This is a genomic window from Streptomyces sp. NPDC101776, from assembly GCF_044766845.1.
In the GTDB taxonomy this organism is placed as follows: domain Bacteria; phylum Actinomycetota; class Actinomycetes; order Streptomycetales; family Streptomycetaceae; genus Streptomyces.
Map to the genome: position 1 here is coordinate 274,842 of NZ_JBIWMV010000004.1, position 18,481 is coordinate 293,322.

Below are 18,481 nucleotides of genomic sequence, written 5' to 3' on the forward strand. Positions count from 1 at the left end.
CCAGCCGCCTACAGCCCACCCGGGACGCATCCAGCGCCCGCCCGGATATACGCCGAGGGCCGCCGCACCTCTGGGGTGCGGCGGCCCTCGTTTCACGTGAAACATCCCGTGAAGGGTGTTTCACGTGAAACACCCTTCACGAGCGATATGGCAGCTAACCGGTTGAGCCTCCGAAGATGCCTCCATTGTCACTGCCTCTGTTACTGCCGCTGGTTTCCGTGGCAGTGGCCGTGGCCGATGGTGAGGTCGTCGTACCTCCGTCGGTGCCACCGTCGTCGCTGCACTGCCAGCTGAACTGGCAGGACTCGGTGGCCGAAGGCGTCACGCTCGGCGTCGTCTCGATGGGCGTCTCACTCGGCGTCGCACTGGGCGTCTCACTCGGCGTCACCACGGGCGTCGGAGTGGGAGACGGTGCGCCGGACTCGTCCTTGACATTGTCGATCTTGGTGGCGTCCGGGAAGCCGGGGTCGGACTTCCCCTTGAGGGCGGCCTCCATGTACTCGGTCCAGACCGCCGTCGGGATGTCACCACCGTGGATGGACGGCACGCCTGCCGTGCCGTTCATGGACAGCAGTTGGGCATCCTTGGGGTTCTCCCTGAACATCGCGATCGACGTCGAGAGCTGCTGGGTGTAGCCGACGAACCAGGCCGACTTGTTGCTGTCGGTGGTACCGGTCTTGCCGGCTGCCGAACGGCCCAGAACCTTCGCGTTCTCGGCCGTACCGTTCTGGATGACGTTCTCCAGGGTGTTCGTGACGTTGTTCGCCACGTTCTCCGGCATCGCCTGCTTCACGGTCGGCTTGGTGAAGCCGGACACCGGCTGTCCGCCCTCCTTCACGGCGGTCACCGAGTAGGGGTCCGCCTGCTTGCCGGACGCGGCGAACGTCGCGTACGCGTCGGCCATCCGGATCGCGCTGGGGGTCGAGGTACCGATGGCGAAGGACGGGTTCAGCGTGGCGAAACTGTCGTCCAGTATCCCGGACGCCTTGGCCACGTCCCGCACCTTCGAGTTCCCCACGTCCATGCCCAACTGCACGAACGGCGTGTTGATGGACTGCTCCATCGCCTTGCGCAACGAGATGTAACCCCAGGGGTATTTGCTCTCGTTGTTCTGATAGAAGATCGAGTTGTCCTTGTTCAGGACGTACGTGCCGTCCTGGTTTCTGACCTTGAGATGGTCGTCGCCGTTGTACTTGCTGAGCGGCGAGATACCGACGCCGTCGGTCTTGTACGTGCCGTACTCCATGGCGGCGGCGAGCACGAACGGCTTCCAGGTCGAACCCACGGGGACACCCGAGGTGTCGGCGTTGTTGGTGAAGTGGCCGTTCTCGTAGCCGTCACCGCCGTAGAGGGCGACGATCGCCCCGTCCTTGGGCACCACCGACGCCGCGCCGAACTGGACGTACTTGTCCAGGTCACGCTTCTTCGGATCGATCCGGTCCTTCTGGATCTTCTTCACGGCCGCGCTCAGCTCGTTGACCTTGTCCTTCTGGAAGGTCGTGTAGATCTGATAGCCGCCCTGGTCGAACTCGGTCTGCGAGATGTCCGAGTGGTTCAGGACGTACTTCTTGGCCGTGTCCACCAGGTAGCTGATCTGGCCGGTCATGCCCTTGGTCGCCTTGAGTCCCTGGGGCATGGGGTACTTCTTGACGGCCGTCTGGTACTCGGCGTCCGTGATGCGCTTGTCGTCGTGCATCTGCTCCAGGATCCAGGCCCAACGCGCCTTGGAGCGGGCGGTGTTGGACTTGGCGTCCGCCGCCGGGTCGATGTTCGTGGCGCCGATCGGGTCGTAGTACGTCGGACCCTTCAACAGGGCCGCCAGGAAGGCGCACTGGCTCGGCGTCAGCTTGACCGCGTCCACGCCGTAGTAGGTCTGCGCGGCGGCCTGTATGCCGTAGGCGCCACGGCCGTAGTACGAGGTGTTCAGGTAGCCCTGCAGGACCTGCTGCTTGCTGAGCTGCGTGCCCACCTTGATGGAGATGAACATCTCCCTGAGCTTCCGGGTGACCGTCTGTTCCTGGCTCAGGTAGGTGTTCTTGACGAACTGCTGGGTGATCGTCGAGCCACCCTGCGTCTGACCGCCCCGGGCCATGTTGGCCAGGGCACGGGCGATGCCCATGGGGTCGACGCCCGAGTCCGTGTAGAAGCTCTTGTTCTCGGCCGAGATCACCGACCACTGCATGGCCTTGGGGATCTGCGCGATGTTGATGTTCTGGCGGTTGGTACCGGTGCCCGTGGCGACCATCTGGTCACCGTTCGACCAGTAGTAGACGTTGTTCTGCGACTTGGCCGCGGTGTTCTCGCTGGGGATGCCGACCATGGCGTAGCCGACACCGACCGCGGCCACGAGGCTGCCGAAGAAGAGCAGACACAGGCCGGAGACAAGCTTCCAGGAGGGCATCCAGCGACGCCATCCGTACTTGTCGAAGCGCGGATAGTCGATGATCCGCTTCTTGCCGGGCGCGGGAGCGCGTCCTCTGCCCCGACCGGGCCCGTTCGGGCCACCGGGACCTTGGCCGGCGGGCTCTCTGCGACGGCCGCCGCCTCTCTGGGCAGCGCGGCGGGCTTCGGCCCGGCTGCCGTACTGGCGGTCTTCACCCCCCGACTCGGCGGGGTTGGACCCATAGGAATCAGATGGAGACCCGGTGGTGGCGCCTCGCGGTGCCGCGCGGCGGCCGGAGGTCGGTCCGGGCTGGCCGCGTCGGTCCGCGGCACGTCCGCCTCCCTGCGGCTGCGGCGGTTTGCGACGGTGCTCGCTCATCGAACGATTACTCCTCGGGCAGGCGCACCCGTGCGCGCCTGGAAACGGCGGCTGGTTTCCGGTCCCCCCGAAGTACGGATGTGGTCGGTTCTGCATTCATCCGTACCGCACCGGGGACGTTGACGCCCCCACGCGTCACATGGTTCCCGGTGGTGTGCATGCCGCACAGACTACGCACCGTCAAAACCTGCTTAGCCCCGAAGTTCACCCCAAATCAGGCAACTTGATTCCAACGAATCAGTGATGTGACGGCGGTCACCATCTCCCCACTTGTCGCATCCGGAAGGCCGTTCTATCGTCTGGATGTATCGAGTCGATACATCAGCTCGGCATAAAGGCCGTCACGGACGGACCACGGACAGGAAGGGGGCGACGATGAGCAGACGCTCCGGCATCCTCGAGTTCGCCATCCTCGGCCTGCTCCGCGAATCTCCGATGCACGGCTATGAGCTGCGCAAACGACTCAACACGTCACTGGGTGTGTTCCGTGCGTTCAGCTACGGGACGCTCTACCCCTGCCTCAAGACGCTGGTCGCCAACGGCTGGTTGATCGAGGAGACGGGGAACACCCCTGAGGACGCCCTTACCGCGACCCTCGCGGGACGCCGCGCCAAGATCGTCTACCGGTTGACGGCGGAAGGTAAGGAGCACTTCGAGGAACTGCTCTCGCAGACGGGGCCCGACGCGTACGAGGACGAACATTTCGCCGCTCGTTTCGCCTTCTTCGGGCAGACGTCACGCGACGTACGCATGCGCGTACTGGAAGGTCGCCGCAGCCGGCTGGAGGAGCGTCTGGAGAAGATGCGTTCCTCCCTGGCGCGGACCCGGGAGCGCCTCGACGACTACACGCTTGAGCTGCAGCGCCACGGAATGGAGTCCGTGGAGCGCGAAGTGCGCTGGCTGAACGAGCTCATCGAGAGCGAGCGGGCCGGACGGGACCTGACGGGTCCCGCTTCGGACCGCTCCGCTCAGCAGGACAGCACATCTGGGGAGTCGGGCGGCCTGCCCCGGCTCGGGGGCGCCACCCCCGGGCCGGATCCGTCCGACGAAACCACCACATGAGGTCCAGTCAGGGCCTCACCTCGCACACACAGGGAGCAACCGGAATGGGTTCGGTTCGCGTAGCCATCGTCGGCGTGGGCAACTGCGCCGCCTCACTGGTACAGGGCGTCGAGTACTACAAGGACGCCGACCCGGCGGCCAAGGTGCCCGGCCTGATGCACGTCCAGTTCGGCGAGTACCACGTCGGTGACGTCGAGTTCGTCGCCGCGTTCGACGTCGACGCGAAGAAGGTCGGCCTCGACCTCTCCGACGCCATCGGTGCCAGTGAGAACAACACCATCAAGATCTGCGACGTCCCGAACAAGGGCGTCACGGTCCAGCGCGGTCACACCCTCGACGGCCTGGGCAAGTACTACCGGATGACGATCGAGGAGTCCGACGAGGCGCCGGTCGACATCGTCCAGATCCTCAAGGACAAGCAGGTCGACGTCCTCATCTGCTACCTGCCCGTCGGTTCCGAGGACGCGGCGAAGTTCTACGCCCAGTGCGCCATCGACGCCAAGGTCGCCTTCGTCAACGCCCTCCCGGTCTTCATCGCCGGCACCAAGGAGTGGGCGGACAAGTTCACCGAGGCCGGCGTCCCGATCGTCGGCGACGACATCAAGTCGCAGGTCGGCGCCACCATCACGCACCGTGTGATGGCGAAGCTGTTCGAAGACCGCGGTGTCCGCCTCGAGCGCACGATGCAGCTCAACGTCGGCGGCAACATGGACTTCAAGAACATGCTGGAGCGCGACCGACTCGAGTCCAAGAAGATCTCGAAGACGCAGGCCGTCACCTCGCAGATCCCGGACCGCGACCTGGGCGAGAAGAACGTCCACATCGGCCCGTCGGACTACGTCCAGTGGCTCGACGACCGCAAGTGGGCCTACGTCCGCCTTGAGGGCCGCGCCTTCGGCGACGTCCCGCTGAACCTGGAGTACAAGCTCGAGGTCTGGGACTCCCCGAACTCCGCGGGTGTCATCATCGACGCCCTGCGCGCCGCGAAGATCGCCAAGGACCGCGGCATCGGCGGCCCGATCCTCTCCGCGTCGAGCTACTTCATGAAGTCCCCGCCGGTCCAGTACTTCGACGACGAGGCCTACGCCAACGTCGAGAAGTTCATCAAGGGCGAGGTCGAGCGCTAAGCCCCGCCGTTCGGTCGTCGAGGGTCCCCGGGGCATCCGCCCGGGGACCCTCCTCGTATGTGAGGCTGTGCCCATGGCCGTCGTCCGTGACCTGCGCATCCTCCTGCGCTTCCAGGGCTTCCGGCGCCTGCTCGCCGTACGCCTCTTCTCCCAGGGCGCGGACGGCGTCTACCAGGTGGCACTCGCCGCCTACGTCGTCTTCTCCCCGGAGAAACAGACCTCGGCCGCCGCGATCGCCTCCGCGATGGCGGTCCTGCTCCTCCCGTACTCCCTCATCGGCCCCTTCGCCGGCGTCCTCCTGGACCGCTGGCGCCGCCGCCAGGTCTTCCTCTACGGCAACCTGCTGCGCGCCCTGCTGGCCACGCTGACCGCCGTCCTGATGGTGAGCCACGTCCCGGACTGGCTCTTCTACGTCTCCGCCCTGTGCGTCACCGCCGTCAACCGCTTCGTCCTCGCCGGCCTGTCCGCCGCGCTCCCGCGTGTGGTCGACGACGAACGGCTGGTCGTCGCCAACTCCCTTTCCCCCACGGCCGGAACACTGGCGGCGACGCTGGGCGGCGGTCTCGCCTTTCTCGTCCGGCTGCTGGTCGCGGACACCGACGCCGCGGTGGTGCTGCTGGGAGCGGCCCTCTACCTGTGCGCGGCCCTCACGTCCTTGCGCATGGCCCCCGAACTCCTCGGCCCCGACCAGGCGTTGACCAAGACCCGCCTCGCCACGGCCCTCGCCGGCACCGCCCGGGACCTGACAGCGGCGGTACGGCACCTCGCCGCGCCGCAGCGCCGGGAGGCAGTCTGGGCGCTCGCCGCGATGACACTGATGCGCTTCTGCTACGGCGCCCTGACCGTCCTGCTGCTGATGCTCTGCCGGTACGCCCTGTCGTCGACCCCGGACGGCGGACTGCGCCTGCTGGGGCTGGCGTTGGGGGTCTCCGGCGCCGGCTTCTTCGTGGCGGCCGTGGTGACCCCCTGGGCCGCCGGACGACTCGGCCCCGGCCGCTGGATCGCCGTGTGCGCCGCGGGCGCCGCCCTCCTGGAACCGGCCCTCGGCCTTCCGTTCACCACCGCTCCCATGCTGGCGGCGGCCTTCGTCCTCGGCCTGACCACCCAGGGCGCGAAGATCGCCACGGACACCATCGTGCAGTTCTCTGTGGACGACGGCTTCCGCGGCCGGATCTTCTCCGTCTACGACGTGTTGTTCAACATCGCCTTCGTCGGCGCCGCCGCGATGGCCGCGCTGATGCTTCCCCCTGACGGCCGCTCAGCGGTGCTAGTGGTCACGGTGGCCGTGGTCTACGGAGCGGTTGCTGCGACTATGGCCCACTTTGAACGCCGGAAAGTGTCACATCACTGACACGGAGTCCAACTGGGTCTCAGCTGTGTCAGTGGAGGCCGGTAGCTTACGTGCGTCTTACTTCGCACCATGCCGCGTGCCATGCCGCGCCATGCGTCCACGTTCCAGGGGGGACCCCGAATGACAACTCCGCCGCCTCAGAGCCAGAACCCATACGCCCAGGATCCGAACCCGTACGCGCAGGGCCAGCAGCCCTACGGCGGCCAGCCTCAGGCGCAGGCTCCGTACCCGCCTCAGGCCCAGCAGGCGCCGCACCCGCAGCAGCCCCAGGCCCCGTACCCGCCGCAGGGCGGTTACCCGCAGCAGTCCGGTCAGCCCGGTTTCCCGCCCCAGGGCGGTGCTCCGTTCGCTCCGGTTCCGCCGCAGCCGAGGCGCAGGTTCAGCTTCAAGATGATCCGGATCGCCGTCCTCATCGTGATCGCTGCCGGCGTGGCGATCTTCGGCTACATATCGAGCCAGGACGACGCCGACACCGCAAAGGTCGGCGACTGCATGCACCGCGGCAGCACCAGCGACACCAACCCGGACCTTGAGGTCGTGAAGTGCAGCGACACGAAGGCCCAGTACGTAGTGCTGGCCAAGATCAGCGGCACGTACTCCGAGACCGCGGCCGACGCCAAATGCACGGCAGCCGCAAAGGACTTCCAGTACTCGTACACCGAGAGCGGCGACGGCAGTAACTTCCTGCTCTGCCTGAAGGACTACTCGAAGTAAGGCAGACATGGCGAGGGGCGGTGTCTCATGTTTCACGTGAAACACCGCCCCTGATGCTGTCCGGGGTCATGTTTCACGTGAAACATGACCCCGTTCCACGACCTCAGCTCTCCGAGGCCCACCACTCCTTGAGCGCGGCCACCGCCGCCTCGTGCTCCATCGGCCCGTTCTCCAGCCGCAGTTCCAGCAGGAACTTGTACGCGCGACCGATGACCGGCCCGGGCGTGACACCCAGGATCTCCATGATCTGGTTGCCGTCGAGGTCGGGTCGGATCGAGTCCAGCTCCTCCTGCTCCTGCAGTTGGGCGATGCGATCCTCCAGACCGTCGTACGCACGGGACAGGGCCGCGGCCCTGCGCTTGTTCCGTGTAGTGCAGTCCGAGCGGGTCAGCTTGTGGAGGCGGTCCAGGAGCGGACCGGCGTCCCGGACGTAACGGCGGACGGCCGAGTCGGTCCACTCGCCGGTGCCGTAGCCGTGGAAGCGCAGGTGGAGTTCGACGAGCTGCGAGACGTCCTTCACCAGGTCGTTGGAGTACTTGAGCGCCAGCATGCGCTTCTTGGTCATCTTCGCGCCGACCACCTCGTGGTGGTGGAACGAGACCCGGCCGTCGTTCTCGAACCGGCGGGTGCGCGGCTTGCCGATGTCGTGCAGCAGCGCGGCCAGGCGGAGGGTGAGGTCGGGACCGTTCTCCTCCAGTTCGATCGCCTGCTCCAGAACGATCAGCGTGTGTTCGTAGACGTCCTTGTGCCGGTGGTGCTCGTCGCTCTCCAGGCGGAGGGCGGGAAGCTCGGGCAGGACATGATCGGCGAGTCCGGTGTCGACGAGCAGCGTCAGTCCCTTGCGGGGGTGCGCGGAGAGGATCAGCTTGTTCAGCTCGTCCCGCACCCGCTCGGCCGAGACGATCTCGATTCGCCCGGACATCTCCGTCATCGCCGCGACGACCTCGGGAGCGACCTCGAAGTCGAGCTGAGCGGCGAAGCGTGCCGCCCGCATCATCCGCAACGGATCGTCCGAGAAGGACGCCTCGGGGGTGCCCGGGGTCCGCAGCACACGAGCCGCGAGGTCGTCGAGGCCGCCGTGCGGGTCGATGAACTCCTTCTCCGGGAGCGCGACAGCCATCGCATTCACCGTGAAGTCGCGCCGGACGAGGTCCTCCTCGATCGAGTCGCCGTACGACACCTCGGGCTTGCGGGAGGTCCGGTCGTACGCCTCCGACCGGTAGGTGGTCACCTCGATCTGAAAGCTTCGGTCAGTGTCTCCGACACGGGCATCCTTCTGCGCTCCCACGGTGCCGAAGGCGATCCCGACCTCCCACACGGCGTCCGCCCACGGCCGGACGATCTTCAGTACGTCCTCGGGGCGTGCGTCCGTCGTGAAGTCCAGGTCGTTGCCAAGCCGGTCGAGCAGCGCGTCCCGGACCGAACCGCCGACCAGGGCGAGGGAGAACCCGGCCTCCTGGAAACGGCGGGCGAGGTCGTCGGCGACGGGAGCCACCCGCAGCAGCTCGCTCACCGCGCGGTGCTGCACCTGGCTCAGGGCACTGGGGTTGTCTTCGTTGGCGTTCGGCACAACAGAAAAGGGTACGTGGCCCCGGCCACCGCGAGCGCCCTCTTTAAATGTGCGCGGACACGTCCGCTGATACCCGCGCAAGCGCTGCCCTTGCGACGTAACCGAGTGCTTCCCTTTATACGGGCGCATACGGGACGGTCCGGCGCTGTTCTCCGATCTTGTGGAGCAGACCGCGGCACTTCCCCTCAGCGCGCATCGTTACCATGCGTGGACGCACATTGCGACGACCACTGACGATGACGAGGGACGGGCGAACGCGTGGCCGAGGCGGCAGACTTCCAGGGGACGTGTCCCTCACCTGCCCGCCGGTGGCTGCGGCGCACCGGCACACTGCTCGCCGGGGCGCCTCTGCTGGCCGGCCTCCTCCAGCTGTCCGCCGTCGCCCCCGCCGGTGCGGCCGAGCAGACGTCCGCGAAGGCCGCCTCCGGCTCGCAGACGGTGTCCGTCTCGCTGGACACACTCAGCCCCAGCATCCCCACCGACGGGGACACCCTGACCGTCTCCGGCACGGTGACCAACAACGGCAAGCAGACGGTCACCGGCGCCCATGTGGGCCTGCGCCTGGGGCAGGCGCTGAGCACCCGCTCGGCGATCGACAGCGTCGCCAAGCGCACCGACTACGTCCAGGGTGTCGACGGCTCGGAGCTCGACGACAAGTACACCGAGCAGTTCTCCAAGCTCACTCCGGGCGTCGCCGAACCCTTCACCCTTTCCGTACCGGTCGACAAGCTGGACCTCGGTGACGACGGCGTCTACCCGCTCGGTGTCTCGCTCTCCGGCCAGACCTCGGCGCAGCCGTGGGAGCAGGTGCTGGGCATCCAGCGGACGTTCCTGCCGTGGCAGCCCGACGACGCGGACACGAAGACGAAGACGACGTATCTGTGGCCGCTGGTCTCCAGCGTCCACATGACGGCACAGACGGGTTCGAACGAGCAGCAGACGCCGGTCTTCCTCAACGACGACCTGGCCAAGGAGATCGCCCCGGGCGGGCGCCTCGACCAGATGCTGTCGCTCGGGAAGGATCTCGACGTCACCTGGGTGATCGACCCGGACCTGCTGGCCTCCGTCGACGCGATGACCCGCAGCTACAAGATCCAGGGCGAGGGCGACACCACGACGACGGGCACCCACCAGGCGGTCGCCAAGGCATGGCTCGCCGAGCTGCAGTCGGCGGTGACCGACAAGGAGGTCGTCGCCCTCCCCTTCGCCGACCCCGACCTGGCGTCCCTCGCCCACAACGGCACCAGCGTCACCGGCTCGCTGAGCCACCTCAAGGACGCCACGGACGTCGCCGCGACCACCGTGGAGACGGTGCTCCACGTGACCCCGACCACGGACTTCGCGTGGCCGGTGAACGGCGCCGTGGACCCGTCGATCATCAAGGTCGCCACCTCGGCCGGCGCCGACAAGGTGATCGCCCGCAGCGACAGCCTCCAGGAGACCGGCGGCCTGTCGTACACCCCCTCCGCCGCCCGCCCCATCGGCGGCGGTACGACCGCGGTGGCCGCGGACTCGCGGCTCTCGACGGCGTTCCAGGGGGACCTGACGACGGCCGGGGCCGCCACACTCGCCGAGCAGCGGTTCCTCGCCCAGAGCCTGACGCTCGACCTGCAGACGGACAAGCAGCGCAGCATCGTCGTAGCCCCGCAGCGTATGCCGACCGCGAGCCAGGCACAGACGATGGCCGAGGCGCTGACGACCCTCCAGGGCAGCACCTGGAGCGAGCCGCAGGATCTCGCCGCGGCGGCCAAGGCCAAGCCCGACCCGAACGCCACCACGAAGATCCCGTCGCCCTCCGCGTACCCCTCCTCGCTGCGCAAGCAGGAGCTGCCGAAGTCGGCCTTCGAGCAGATCGCGGCCACTCAGGACAAGCTCGACAACTTCCGGGTGATCCTCACCGACGAGTCCCGGGTCGTGACCCCCTTCGGGCGGGCCATGAACCGTGAGATGTCCACGTCGTGGCGGGGACAGGCGGGCGAGGCGGCCAACTTCCGCCAGGGCGTGCTGAACTACCTCGACGACCTCACCAACCAGGTGAAACTGATCGACAAGTCCGAGACCAAACTCTCGGGCCGCAGCGCCACGATCCCGGTGACCGTGCAGAACAATCTGGTGCAGGGCGTCGAGCACCTGGTCCTGCGCCTCACCTCGACGAGCCCCACGCGCCTGAAGATCGACGGCAAGGCCTACACCGAGCAGCGGGTCACGGTGAACGGCGGGCACAGCCAGTCCGTGAAGTTCCCCACGTCGGCGAACGCCAACGGCGAGGTGGGCGTGACCGCCCAGCTGTACACGGAGGACGGCCAGCAGTACGGACAGGCCGTCAACTTCGACGTGAAGGTCACCGAGGTCACGGCCACCGTCATGCTGGTCATCGGCGGCGGTGTCCTGCTGCTCGTCCTCGCCGGCTTCCGGATGTACACCCACCGCAAGCGAGCCGTGGCCCGCCAGGCCGAGGAGGGTCCCGACGGGCCCGACGACGACGGGGCGGCCGAGGAACCCGGCGGGCCGGAAAACCCCGAAGGCCCCCAGGACCGTCTCAAGGAGGAGTCCGGCACTCCGTCCCGGGCAGACGACCCGGAGCACCCGAGTGACCCGACACCGGACACCGCACCGGAAAGCGCCGACCCGTCCGGCACGGGTGAGAGAGTGGACCGTTGAGCGATGTCGTGGCCGGTGGGCCCGGGGACGATGAGGTGGGGTAACCATGAACGCGCCGTACGACGGTGACCGCGGTCAGGGCGCGGGCGGCTCGGGCTACCCCGAGAGTCCGCCGCCCGAACACGGCCAGGTGCCGCCGCAGCCTCCCGCCGACATGTACCTCCAGGACGCCTACGACCAGGACCCCTACCGGGCGCAGGATCTCTCCGCCCAGGACCCGGTCGCCGAGGCGCTCTACGACCGTGCCGCCCACCCCCCGCCCCCTCCGGGCACCTACCAGCCGCAGCCCCCGCTCTACGCACAGCCGCCCCAGTCCCCGTACGCCCCGGACCCCCGTGTGTGGGCGCAGCCCCCGGCCCCCGAGCCGGAGGGCCCGACCCAGTACCTGCCGTACGGCGACGACGCCCGGACGACCCAGTTCGTGGGCGTGGACGACCTGGTGACCGGCGCCGGCGAGGAGTACCACGAGCCGGACGCCTTCGCTCATCTCTTCCGGGACCAGGGCCAGGGCGGCGGACGCCCGCCGACGGACGCCCCGGCGGTCCCCGGCCCGTCCCCCGCACCGCCCTCGGGCCAGGCACCCGTCGCGCCCTCCCCGGCGCCGATGTCCGACGCCACGATGCAGCTCACTCCTACGGCGCCGGCGCCCGCGGCCGCTCCCAAGAAGGGCGGTAAGGCCACCGGTCTGCTGAAGTCGAGTGCCGTGATGGCGGCGGGCACGATGGTCTCCCGCCTGACCGGCTTCGTCCGCTCCGCGCTGATCGTCTCCGCGCTGGGCACGGCACTCCTCGGTGACACCTTCCAGGTCGCCTACCAGCTGCCGACGATGATCTACATCCTGACCGTGGGCGGCGGCCTGAACTCCGTCTTCGTGCCGCAGCTCGTGCGGGCCATGAAGGAGGACGACGACGGCGGCGAGGCGTTCGCCAACCGTCTGCTGACCCTGGTCGTCGTGGCGCTCGGAGCACTGACCGCGCTCGCGATGGTCGCGGCACCGCTCCTGGTCCGCCTGCTGTCGGTGGAGGTCGCCAGGAATCCCGCGGCCGACAGTGTCGCCATCACCTTCACCCGTTACTTCCTGCCCTCGATCTTCTTCATGGGCATCCATGTGGTGATGGGCCAGATCCTCAACGCCCGCGGCAAGTTCGGCGCGATGATGTGGACCCCGGTCCTCAACAACGTCGTCATCATCGTGACGCTCGGCATGTTCCTCTGGGTGTACGGCACCTCGGCGGACTCCGGCATGAAGGTCGACAACATCCCGCCGGAGGCCCAACGCCTCCTGGGTGTCGGTGTGCTCCTCGGTCTGGTCGTCCAGGCGCTGGCGATGATCCCGTACCTGCGCGAGACAGGCTTCAGGCTGCGGCTGCGGTTCGACTGGAAGGGCCACGGCCTCGGCAAGGCCGCGATGCTCGCCAAGTGGACCGTCCTCTTCGTCCTCGCGAACCAGGCGGGCGCCCTCGTGGTCACCCAGCTCGCCACGGCGTCGGTCGCGGACACGAACATCCCCGGAACCGGATTCAGCGCCTACGCCAACGCCCAGCTCATCTGGGGTCTGCCGCAGGCCATCATCACGGTGTCCCTCATGGCCGCCCTGCTGCCGCGCATCTCACGGTCGGCAGCCGAGGGCGACGGCGGAGCCGTCCGTGACGACATCTCCCAGGGGCTGCGTACGACCGCCGTCGCGATCGTGCCGATCGCCTTCGGCCTGCTCGCCCTCGGCATCCCGATGTGCACCCTGATCTTCGGTTCCTCCGGGACCAAGTCGGCCACCAACATGGGCTTCATGCTGATGGCCTTCGCTCTCGGCCTGATCCCGTACTCGGTGCAGTACGTCGTCCTGCGTGCCTTCTACGCCTACGAGGACACCCGAACGCCCTTCTACAACACCGTCATCGTGGCCGCGGTCAACGCGGGCGCCTCGGCGGTCTGTTTCTTCGTGCTCCCGGCCCGCTGGGCCGTGGTCGGCATGGCGGCCTCGTACGGCCTCGCGTACGCGATCGGTGTCGGAGTCGCCTGGAACCGGCTGCGGAAGCGCCTGAACGGCGATCTGGACGGCGCACGCGTGCTGCGGACGTACGCTCGGCTCTGCATCGCCTCCGTGCCGGCCGCATTGCTCAGTGGTGCGGCTTGCTACGGGATCGGACATACGCTCGGCCAAGGGGTCGTCGGCTCGTTCGCCGCCCTTCTGGTGGGCGGTGCCGTACTGCTCGGAATCTTCTACGTCGCGGCCCGCCGCATGCGCATCGAGGAGCTCAACTCCCTCGTGGGCATGGTGCGCGGGCGCTTGGGGCGTTGAGGCGGGGGCACACGCACAACCATCGTCCGCCGCTGTGTGTCGTGCATAGCGGCAGACTGTGGGCACAATTGATTTCGGCGTCGAACAGCGTGCAACGGATGGGGAGGCAGGAGCGACGGTGGCGGAACGGAGCACGGCTGCCGTCGACGTGGCAGACAACAGCGGCGACGAGCCGCTGACCGCCAAGGCGGACCAGTCCACGGCCGACGGGGTGGCCCAGAACCCGGAGCGGGACACGGAGAGCGACAAGGCACAGGGGAGCGGCGGGATCGAGGAAACCGAGAAGGCCTCGCCTCCCGAACTGCACAGCGGTCACAAGCTCGCCAGACGCTATCGCCTCGAAGAGTGCGTCACCCGTCTGGACGGCTTCAGCAGTTGGCGCGCGGTGGACGAGAAACTCCGCCGTGCCGTCGGCGTCCACATCCTGCCCGCGGACCATGCGCGGGCCCGCTCGGTGCTGGCCGCGGCCCGCTCCTCGGCGCTGCTGGGTGATCCCCGCTTCGTCCAGGTCCTGGACGCCGTGGAAGAGAACGACCTCGTCTACGTCGTGCACGAATGGCTGCCCGACGCCACGGAACTGACGGCGCTTCTGGCCCCCGGCCCGCTGGAGGCGCACGACGCCTACCAGATGGTCAGTCAGATCGCCTCGGCCATGGCCGCCGCGCACCGCGAGGGCCTCGCCCATCTGCGCCTGAACCCGAACGCCGTGCTGCGCACCTCGTCCGGCCAGTGGCGCATCCGTGGTCTGGCCGTCAACGCGGCGCTGCGGGGCATCAGTTCGGACACCCCGCAGCGCACGGACACGGAGGCGATCGGCGCCCTGCTGTACGCGGCGCTCACCCAGCGCTGGCCGTACGAGAGCGACGCCTACGGCCTGTCCGGGCTGCCCAAGGGCGTCGGCCTCATCGCCCCCGACCAGGTGCGCGCGGGTGTCCACCGAGGTCTGTCGGAGCTCGCCATGCGGGCGCTCGCCAACGACGGTGCCACGGCCTCCCGGCACGAATCGGCGTGCACGACACCCGAGGAACTGGTGAAGGCGATCGGCGAGATGCCCCGCATCCGCCCGCCGGAGCCCGCGTTCACCGCACCGCCCGAGTACCAGCGCACGACCTACCAACAGGGCACGTACGGCCGCCCGTCACAGCATCCCGGTGCCACCCGGGTCGTGCCGACCCCGCCGCCCCCGCTGCAGAGCCGCACCGGCAGGGCCCTCAAGTGGGCCGTGTCAGCGTTGCTGATCGCCGCGCTGGGCCTGGGCAGTTGGCAGCTCGCGGACGCGCTCATGGACCAGGGCAACAGCGACAACAGCAGCCCCACCGAGGGCACTCACGAGGGAACTGACAAGAAGCAGCCCGCCAAGAGCGTCCCGCTCAAGATCGATGGCGCAACCGAATTCGCACCGAGCGGGTCAGGAATAAAGGAAGACGAAGTCTCCCTTGCCATCGACGGAAAAACGAGCACTTCTTGGATCACTCCGCAGTACAAGGGCTATTCGAATTTCGGCAACCTGCCGAATCGAAAAGATGGCAGCGGCATCATCGTGGACCTCGGGAGTGTCAAGACAGTAAATGGCTTCGATATCACCATGTATCGAAGTGGACAGACTGTCGAAGTACTTGCGGCACCCAGTGGGGGATCATCCCCCACAGAGCTGTCCGACTTCTCCCAGCGCCTTACTCCGTTGACGACGTCGGGCAAAGAAATAAAGGGATCACTGAAGAATTCTTTGCGGACACGATACGTACTGATCCATATCACTGAACTGCCCACGGACGGCTCCACAGAACTATTCCGAGGTGGCATTTCGGAGATCAATCTCACCGGGTCCTGAGTCACGACAAGACCTGTCGGTAACTCTTCTGGGATCGTTGTTCACCTCTCACATGTCTTTGTAGTCATGCCCGAATCCCTTCATGCATGTGCCCAGTCGCTCATGGCTCTCCGAATCTCAGCTTCTCGACTGGCCACGACGAAGGAATTCTCGTGATACGAAAGCAGATACTGAAGAGCCGGCTTGAGCCCCTCCTTACCGAATATTTGAGAGCGCGCGCTTGCTGCGCAGCTTCCCGTTCCCCCTTTGAGGGCTTTTCCAGTCTTGGCGGATCTTCCGGTATAAGCTTCGGTCTCACCAGGTGACTGCTTGGCTTCGTCGCTTCCGTTGTCTGTTTCGGAATCATCCGAAGGCTCCGGGGGATGGTACCCCCACTTCCGCGCCGTAGAAGTGTCGATAACTTCGCGTCTTCCCCCGTTCACGGCCTGGTCTGTGCCAAGAAGCGCCACAGCCGAGTCGCTTATGTGCGCCTGCTTTGGAGACTCGATGTACGCGTCCATGGGGAGGACGATGTCATTTTCTTCCGCACGGGCTTATATCCCACTGCGTCGTCGCCATTTATCGGACCGACGACAGCAGGGCCGGCGGTGTCTTCTTCATCAGCCTGTTCCGAATCATATGAGCAAGCCGCCAAGGACAGGCAAGCGATGGACACCCTGACCCGGCGATTGATTTTCTCGTCATGTGGTTCCCGTTCTCGGAATATGCGCCATCCAAATAACGCGTCACCCGGGGCAGTCCGATCGAAACCCCGAGCGGCGCGACACATTCTCAGAGACTTCACTATCCGAAGTTGTACACAGTGCCGCAGGTTCGGTTGAAGTGGTGCGAATTCATGTTGCCATTCGCACTGCGCCCATTCATCAGAACGATGCGCGCGAAACCACCGATCTGACCACCTGCGGCAACAGCGAAACATATGCCGTGGTAGTTCGAGTTGCAGTAAAATGCCACCCGACTGTTGAGGTCCCAGTTGATCGCCGCACTGACATTCTTCAGAACACCGTCACCGAAATAGAGACAGCGGCTTGAGTTGTCGTTCTGCAGCGAGACTCAGCACTCCCGCGATCGCAGCCCCCAAAACCACCAATGCAGTGCTCTTGCGCACACACGTGAATATAAATTTTCACATATCACCCCAAAATGGGGCACAGAAATGCGCCACCCCTTTCCTGAAGACGTGGCACTGAATTCTCTCGTTTACATTCACCCAAAACTCTTATACGGTATATTCGCCGAGCGGAAGGAGGTGAGGGTGTTTGCCACTCAGCCTCGACGGTGTTCCCGATGACGAACTCCTGGCCCGCCATGTGGAAGGCGACCCGGATGCCTTCGGCGAACTCGTACGCCGACACCGTGACCGGCTCTGGGCCGTGGCCCTGCGCACGCTGGGAGACCGCGAGGAGGCCGCTGACGCGGTTCAGGACGCCCTCGTCTCCGCCTACCGGGCCGCCCACACCTTCCGTGGCCAGTCGGCCGTCACGACCTGGCTCCACCGGATCACGGTGAACGCCTGCCTGGACCGTGCCCGCAAGGCCGCCTCCAGGAAAACGTCTCCAGTCGACGACACCGAGCGCCTGGAACAACTCCTGGAACCGCACGAGTCGGCCGCGGCTCCGGCGGAACGCAACGACCTGTACCGCCAACTGCTGGAAGCCCTGGGCACCCTTCCGCCCGACCAGCGTGCTGCTCTCGTTCTGGTGGACATGCAGGGCTACCCCGTCGCGGAAGCGGCCCGGATGCTCGATGTGCCGACCGGCACGGTGAAGAGCCGCTGCGCCCGCGGAAGAGCGAGGCTGCTGCCGCTGCTCACTCATCTACGGCCGGAAAGAACCGGTGACGGCAAGGAACCGGGCGCAGGACGGAACCGGGCGCAGGGGACATCCGTCCCACCCGCAGCGGGACCGAGCGACGGGCCCAAGGATGCAGGGCCGAGCGATTCAGCTGCTGTGAAGGGCGGAGGTGGGCGAGCGTGACATCCACGACAGACACGGCCGGGCACCCGGACGTCGCGGAGATCTCCGACCTCACCGAGGGCCTTCTCCCGCCGTCCAGGACGGCGGAGGTACAACGGCATCTGGACGAGTGCGAACTATGCGCGGACGTTCACGACTCACTCGATGAGATCCGGGGTCTGCTGGGCACCATGCCCGGGCCGCCGCGGATGCCCGCCGAGGTCGCCGGCCGGATCGACGCGGCCCTCGCCGCGGAGGCACTGCTGAGTGTCACCACTCCGGAGTCCCTGGCCGCACCGACATTGGTGAGCGCGTCGCGAGTCACGTCGGATGAGAACAGCGAGGACAGGGAGCACGCCGGGGCGCATGTTTCACGTGAAACATCGCCCACGGCAGCTCGTCCGTCGGGACACGCACATGCGGCGACCGGTCCCGGGCGCAGGGATCGCAAGGAGCGGAATCGCGGCGGACGTCGCGGAAGGATCGTCCTGGGGGCTGTATTCACCGCGGCCGTTCTGGGTGCCGGCTCTCTGTTCATCCAGTCGCTGGGCGACCACAACTCGTCCGACTCTGCTCACGGGAACCCGACCAGTTCGGCGGACACCTTCTCCAAGGGGAAGTTGGAGAGCCAGGTCTCGGATCTGCTCTCCTCCAAGTCGGCCACAAACCAGGGCGTCAAGAGTGGGGGACCCTGGAACGCCGCGACGGAACCCAGCGGAGCCGAGTCTTCCATCAAGACTCCCAAGACCCTGATCGAGCCTTCCGGCTCCATCCCGGACTGCATCCGGCAAGGCGTGGACCGTGGCACCACGAATGTCCTCGGTTTCAAGAAGGGCACCTACAACGGGACCGCCGCCTATCTCGTCGTGCTGCCCGATGCCTCCGACAACAGCCGGGTCACGGCCTACGTCGTCGACGCGGCCTGTGTGAGCCGACAGACGTCGACCCCCGGCAAGGTCCTTCTGACGCAGTCGTTCCCTCATTCCTGACTCCGGACGCCCTCTCTCCATCCATCGTGGCGCCTCCCCACTGCGTGCCGTCTTCGTGTGCCCGGACACAGCGGGAATGCGGGCCCCGTAGGATCCGTTGGGTGGGGTGGAGGCTCTGAGAGGAGCTCCCACCGGTCGTACTGACGCAGTCCAGAGACGAG

The 18,481-nt window shown here is 66.9% G+C and carries 12 protein-coding genes; 9 read left to right on the top strand and 3 right to left on the bottom strand.

Annotation, left to right across the window (positions count from 1 at the left end; translation table 11 throughout):
- Nucleotides 1–154 precede the first annotated feature (154 nt).
- Nucleotides 155–2,401 carry a transglycosylase domain-containing protein gene (locus tag ACIRRY_RS16470; RefSeq protein WP_403972790.1) on the bottom strand — a complete coding sequence of 749 codons (2,247 nt, stop codon included), beginning with the start codon at nt 2,399–2,401 and terminating at the stop codon, nt 155–157.
- 735 nt (nt 2,402–3,136) lie between these two features.
- Between ACIRRY_RS16470 and ACIRRY_RS16475 the strand changes: the two genes are divergently transcribed.
- From ACIRRY_RS16475 to ACIRRY_RS16490, 4 genes are all read left to right on the top strand, one after another.
- Complete coding sequence (locus tag ACIRRY_RS16475) at nt 3,137–3,823, top strand: PadR family transcriptional regulator (protein ID WP_403972792.1); 687 nt, start codon at nt 3,137–3,139, stop codon at nt 3,821–3,823.
- A gap of 44 nt (nt 3,824–3,867) precedes the next feature.
- A complete protein-coding gene (locus ACIRRY_RS16480) occupies nt 3,868–4,950 on the top strand; it encodes an inositol-3-phosphate synthase (RefSeq protein WP_403972794.1) in 1,083 nt (360 codons plus the stop codon).
- A gap of 73 nt (nt 4,951–5,023) precedes the next feature.
- Nucleotides 5,024–6,301, top strand: a complete 1,278-nt coding sequence (locus tag ACIRRY_RS16485; protein ID WP_403972797.1) for an MFS transporter — start codon at nt 5,024–5,026, stop codon at nt 6,299–6,301.
- Between the two features lie 120 nt (nt 6,302–6,421).
- Entirely contained in the window at nt 6,422–7,015 is a 594-nt protein-coding gene (locus ACIRRY_RS16490) for a hypothetical protein (protein WP_403972799.1), read from the top strand.
- Between the two features lie 103 nt (nt 7,016–7,118).
- On the opposite strand, the gene ACIRRY_RS16495 is transcribed toward ACIRRY_RS16490, so the two are convergent.
- The gene (locus ACIRRY_RS16495; RefSeq protein WP_403972802.1) at nt 7,119–8,585 is read right to left on the bottom strand and encodes a CCA tRNA nucleotidyltransferase; all 1,467 of its coding nucleotides are present in this window, start codon (nt 8,583–8,585) and stop codon (nt 7,119–7,121) included.
- A gap of 258 nt (nt 8,586–8,843) precedes the next feature.
- Between ACIRRY_RS16495 and ACIRRY_RS16500 the strand changes: the two genes are divergently transcribed.
- From ACIRRY_RS16500 to ACIRRY_RS16510, 3 genes are all read left to right on the top strand, one after another.
- Nucleotides 8,844–11,246: a DUF6049 family protein gene (locus tag ACIRRY_RS16500; RefSeq protein WP_403972805.1), complete on the top strand. Its 2,403-nt coding sequence runs from the start codon at nt 8,844–8,846 to the stop codon at nt 11,244–11,246.
- Between the two features lie 46 nt (nt 11,247–11,292).
- Nucleotides 11,293–13,545: a murein biosynthesis integral membrane protein MurJ gene (gene murJ / locus ACIRRY_RS16505; RefSeq protein WP_403972807.1), complete on the top strand. Its 2,253-nt coding sequence runs from the start codon at nt 11,293–11,295 to the stop codon at nt 13,543–13,545.
- 118 nt (nt 13,546–13,663) lie between these two features.
- Nucleotides 13,664–15,376 carry a serine/threonine protein kinase gene (locus tag ACIRRY_RS16510; RefSeq protein ID WP_403972810.1) on the top strand — a complete coding sequence of 571 codons (1,713 nt, stop codon included), beginning with the start codon at nt 13,664–13,666 and terminating at the stop codon, nt 15,374–15,376.
- A gap of 80 nt (nt 15,377–15,456) precedes the next feature.
- Here the strand turns inward: ACIRRY_RS16510 and ACIRRY_RS16515 are convergent, their stop codons facing one another.
- A complete protein-coding gene (locus tag ACIRRY_RS16515; RefSeq protein ID WP_403972812.1) occupies nt 15,457–15,876 on the bottom strand; it encodes a hypothetical protein in 420 nt (139 codons plus the stop codon).
- A gap of 759 nt (nt 15,877–16,635) precedes the next feature.
- Between ACIRRY_RS16515 and sigM the strand changes: the two genes are divergently transcribed.
- Complete coding sequence (gene sigM / locus ACIRRY_RS16520; RefSeq protein ID WP_403972815.1) at nt 16,636–17,352, top strand: RNA polymerase sigma factor SigM; 717 nt, start codon at nt 16,636–16,638, stop codon at nt 17,350–17,352.
- The gene (locus tag ACIRRY_RS16525) at nt 17,349–18,320 is read left to right on the top strand and encodes an anti-sigma factor family protein (protein WP_403972817.1); all 972 of its coding nucleotides are present in this window, start codon (nt 17,349–17,351) and stop codon (nt 18,318–18,320) included. Before sigM ends, ACIRRY_RS16525 begins: the two co-directional genes overlap by 4 nt.
- The last annotated feature ends 161 nt before the right edge of the window (nt 18,321–18,481 follow it).

Bases quoted from the DNA above. Each gene is read 5' to 3' on its own strand.
- ACIRRY_RS16470 (WP_403972790.1), bottom strand. From the start codon at position 2,401: ATGCCCTCCTGGAAGCTTGTCTCCGGCCTGTGTCTGCTCTTCTTCGGC.
- ACIRRY_RS16475 (WP_403972792.1), top strand. From the start codon at position 3,137: ATGAGCAGACGCTCCGGCATCCTCGAGTTCGCCATCCTCGGCCTGCTC.
- ACIRRY_RS16480 (WP_403972794.1), top strand. From the start codon at position 3,868: ATGGGTTCGGTTCGCGTAGCCATCGTCGGCGTGGGCAACTGCGCCGCC.
- ACIRRY_RS16485 (WP_403972797.1), top strand. From the start codon at position 5,024: ATGGCCGTCGTCCGTGACCTGCGCATCCTCCTGCGCTTCCAGGGCTTC.
- ACIRRY_RS16490 (WP_403972799.1), top strand. From the start codon at position 6,422: ATGACAACTCCGCCGCCTCAGAGCCAGAACCCATACGCCCAGGATCCG.
- murJ (WP_403972807.1), top strand. From the start codon at position 11,293: ATGAACGCGCCGTACGACGGTGACCGCGGTCAGGGCGCGGGCGGCTCG.
- ACIRRY_RS16515 (WP_403972812.1), bottom strand. From the start codon at position 15,876: ATGGACGCGTACATCGAGTCTCCAAAGCAGGCGCACATAAGCGACTCG.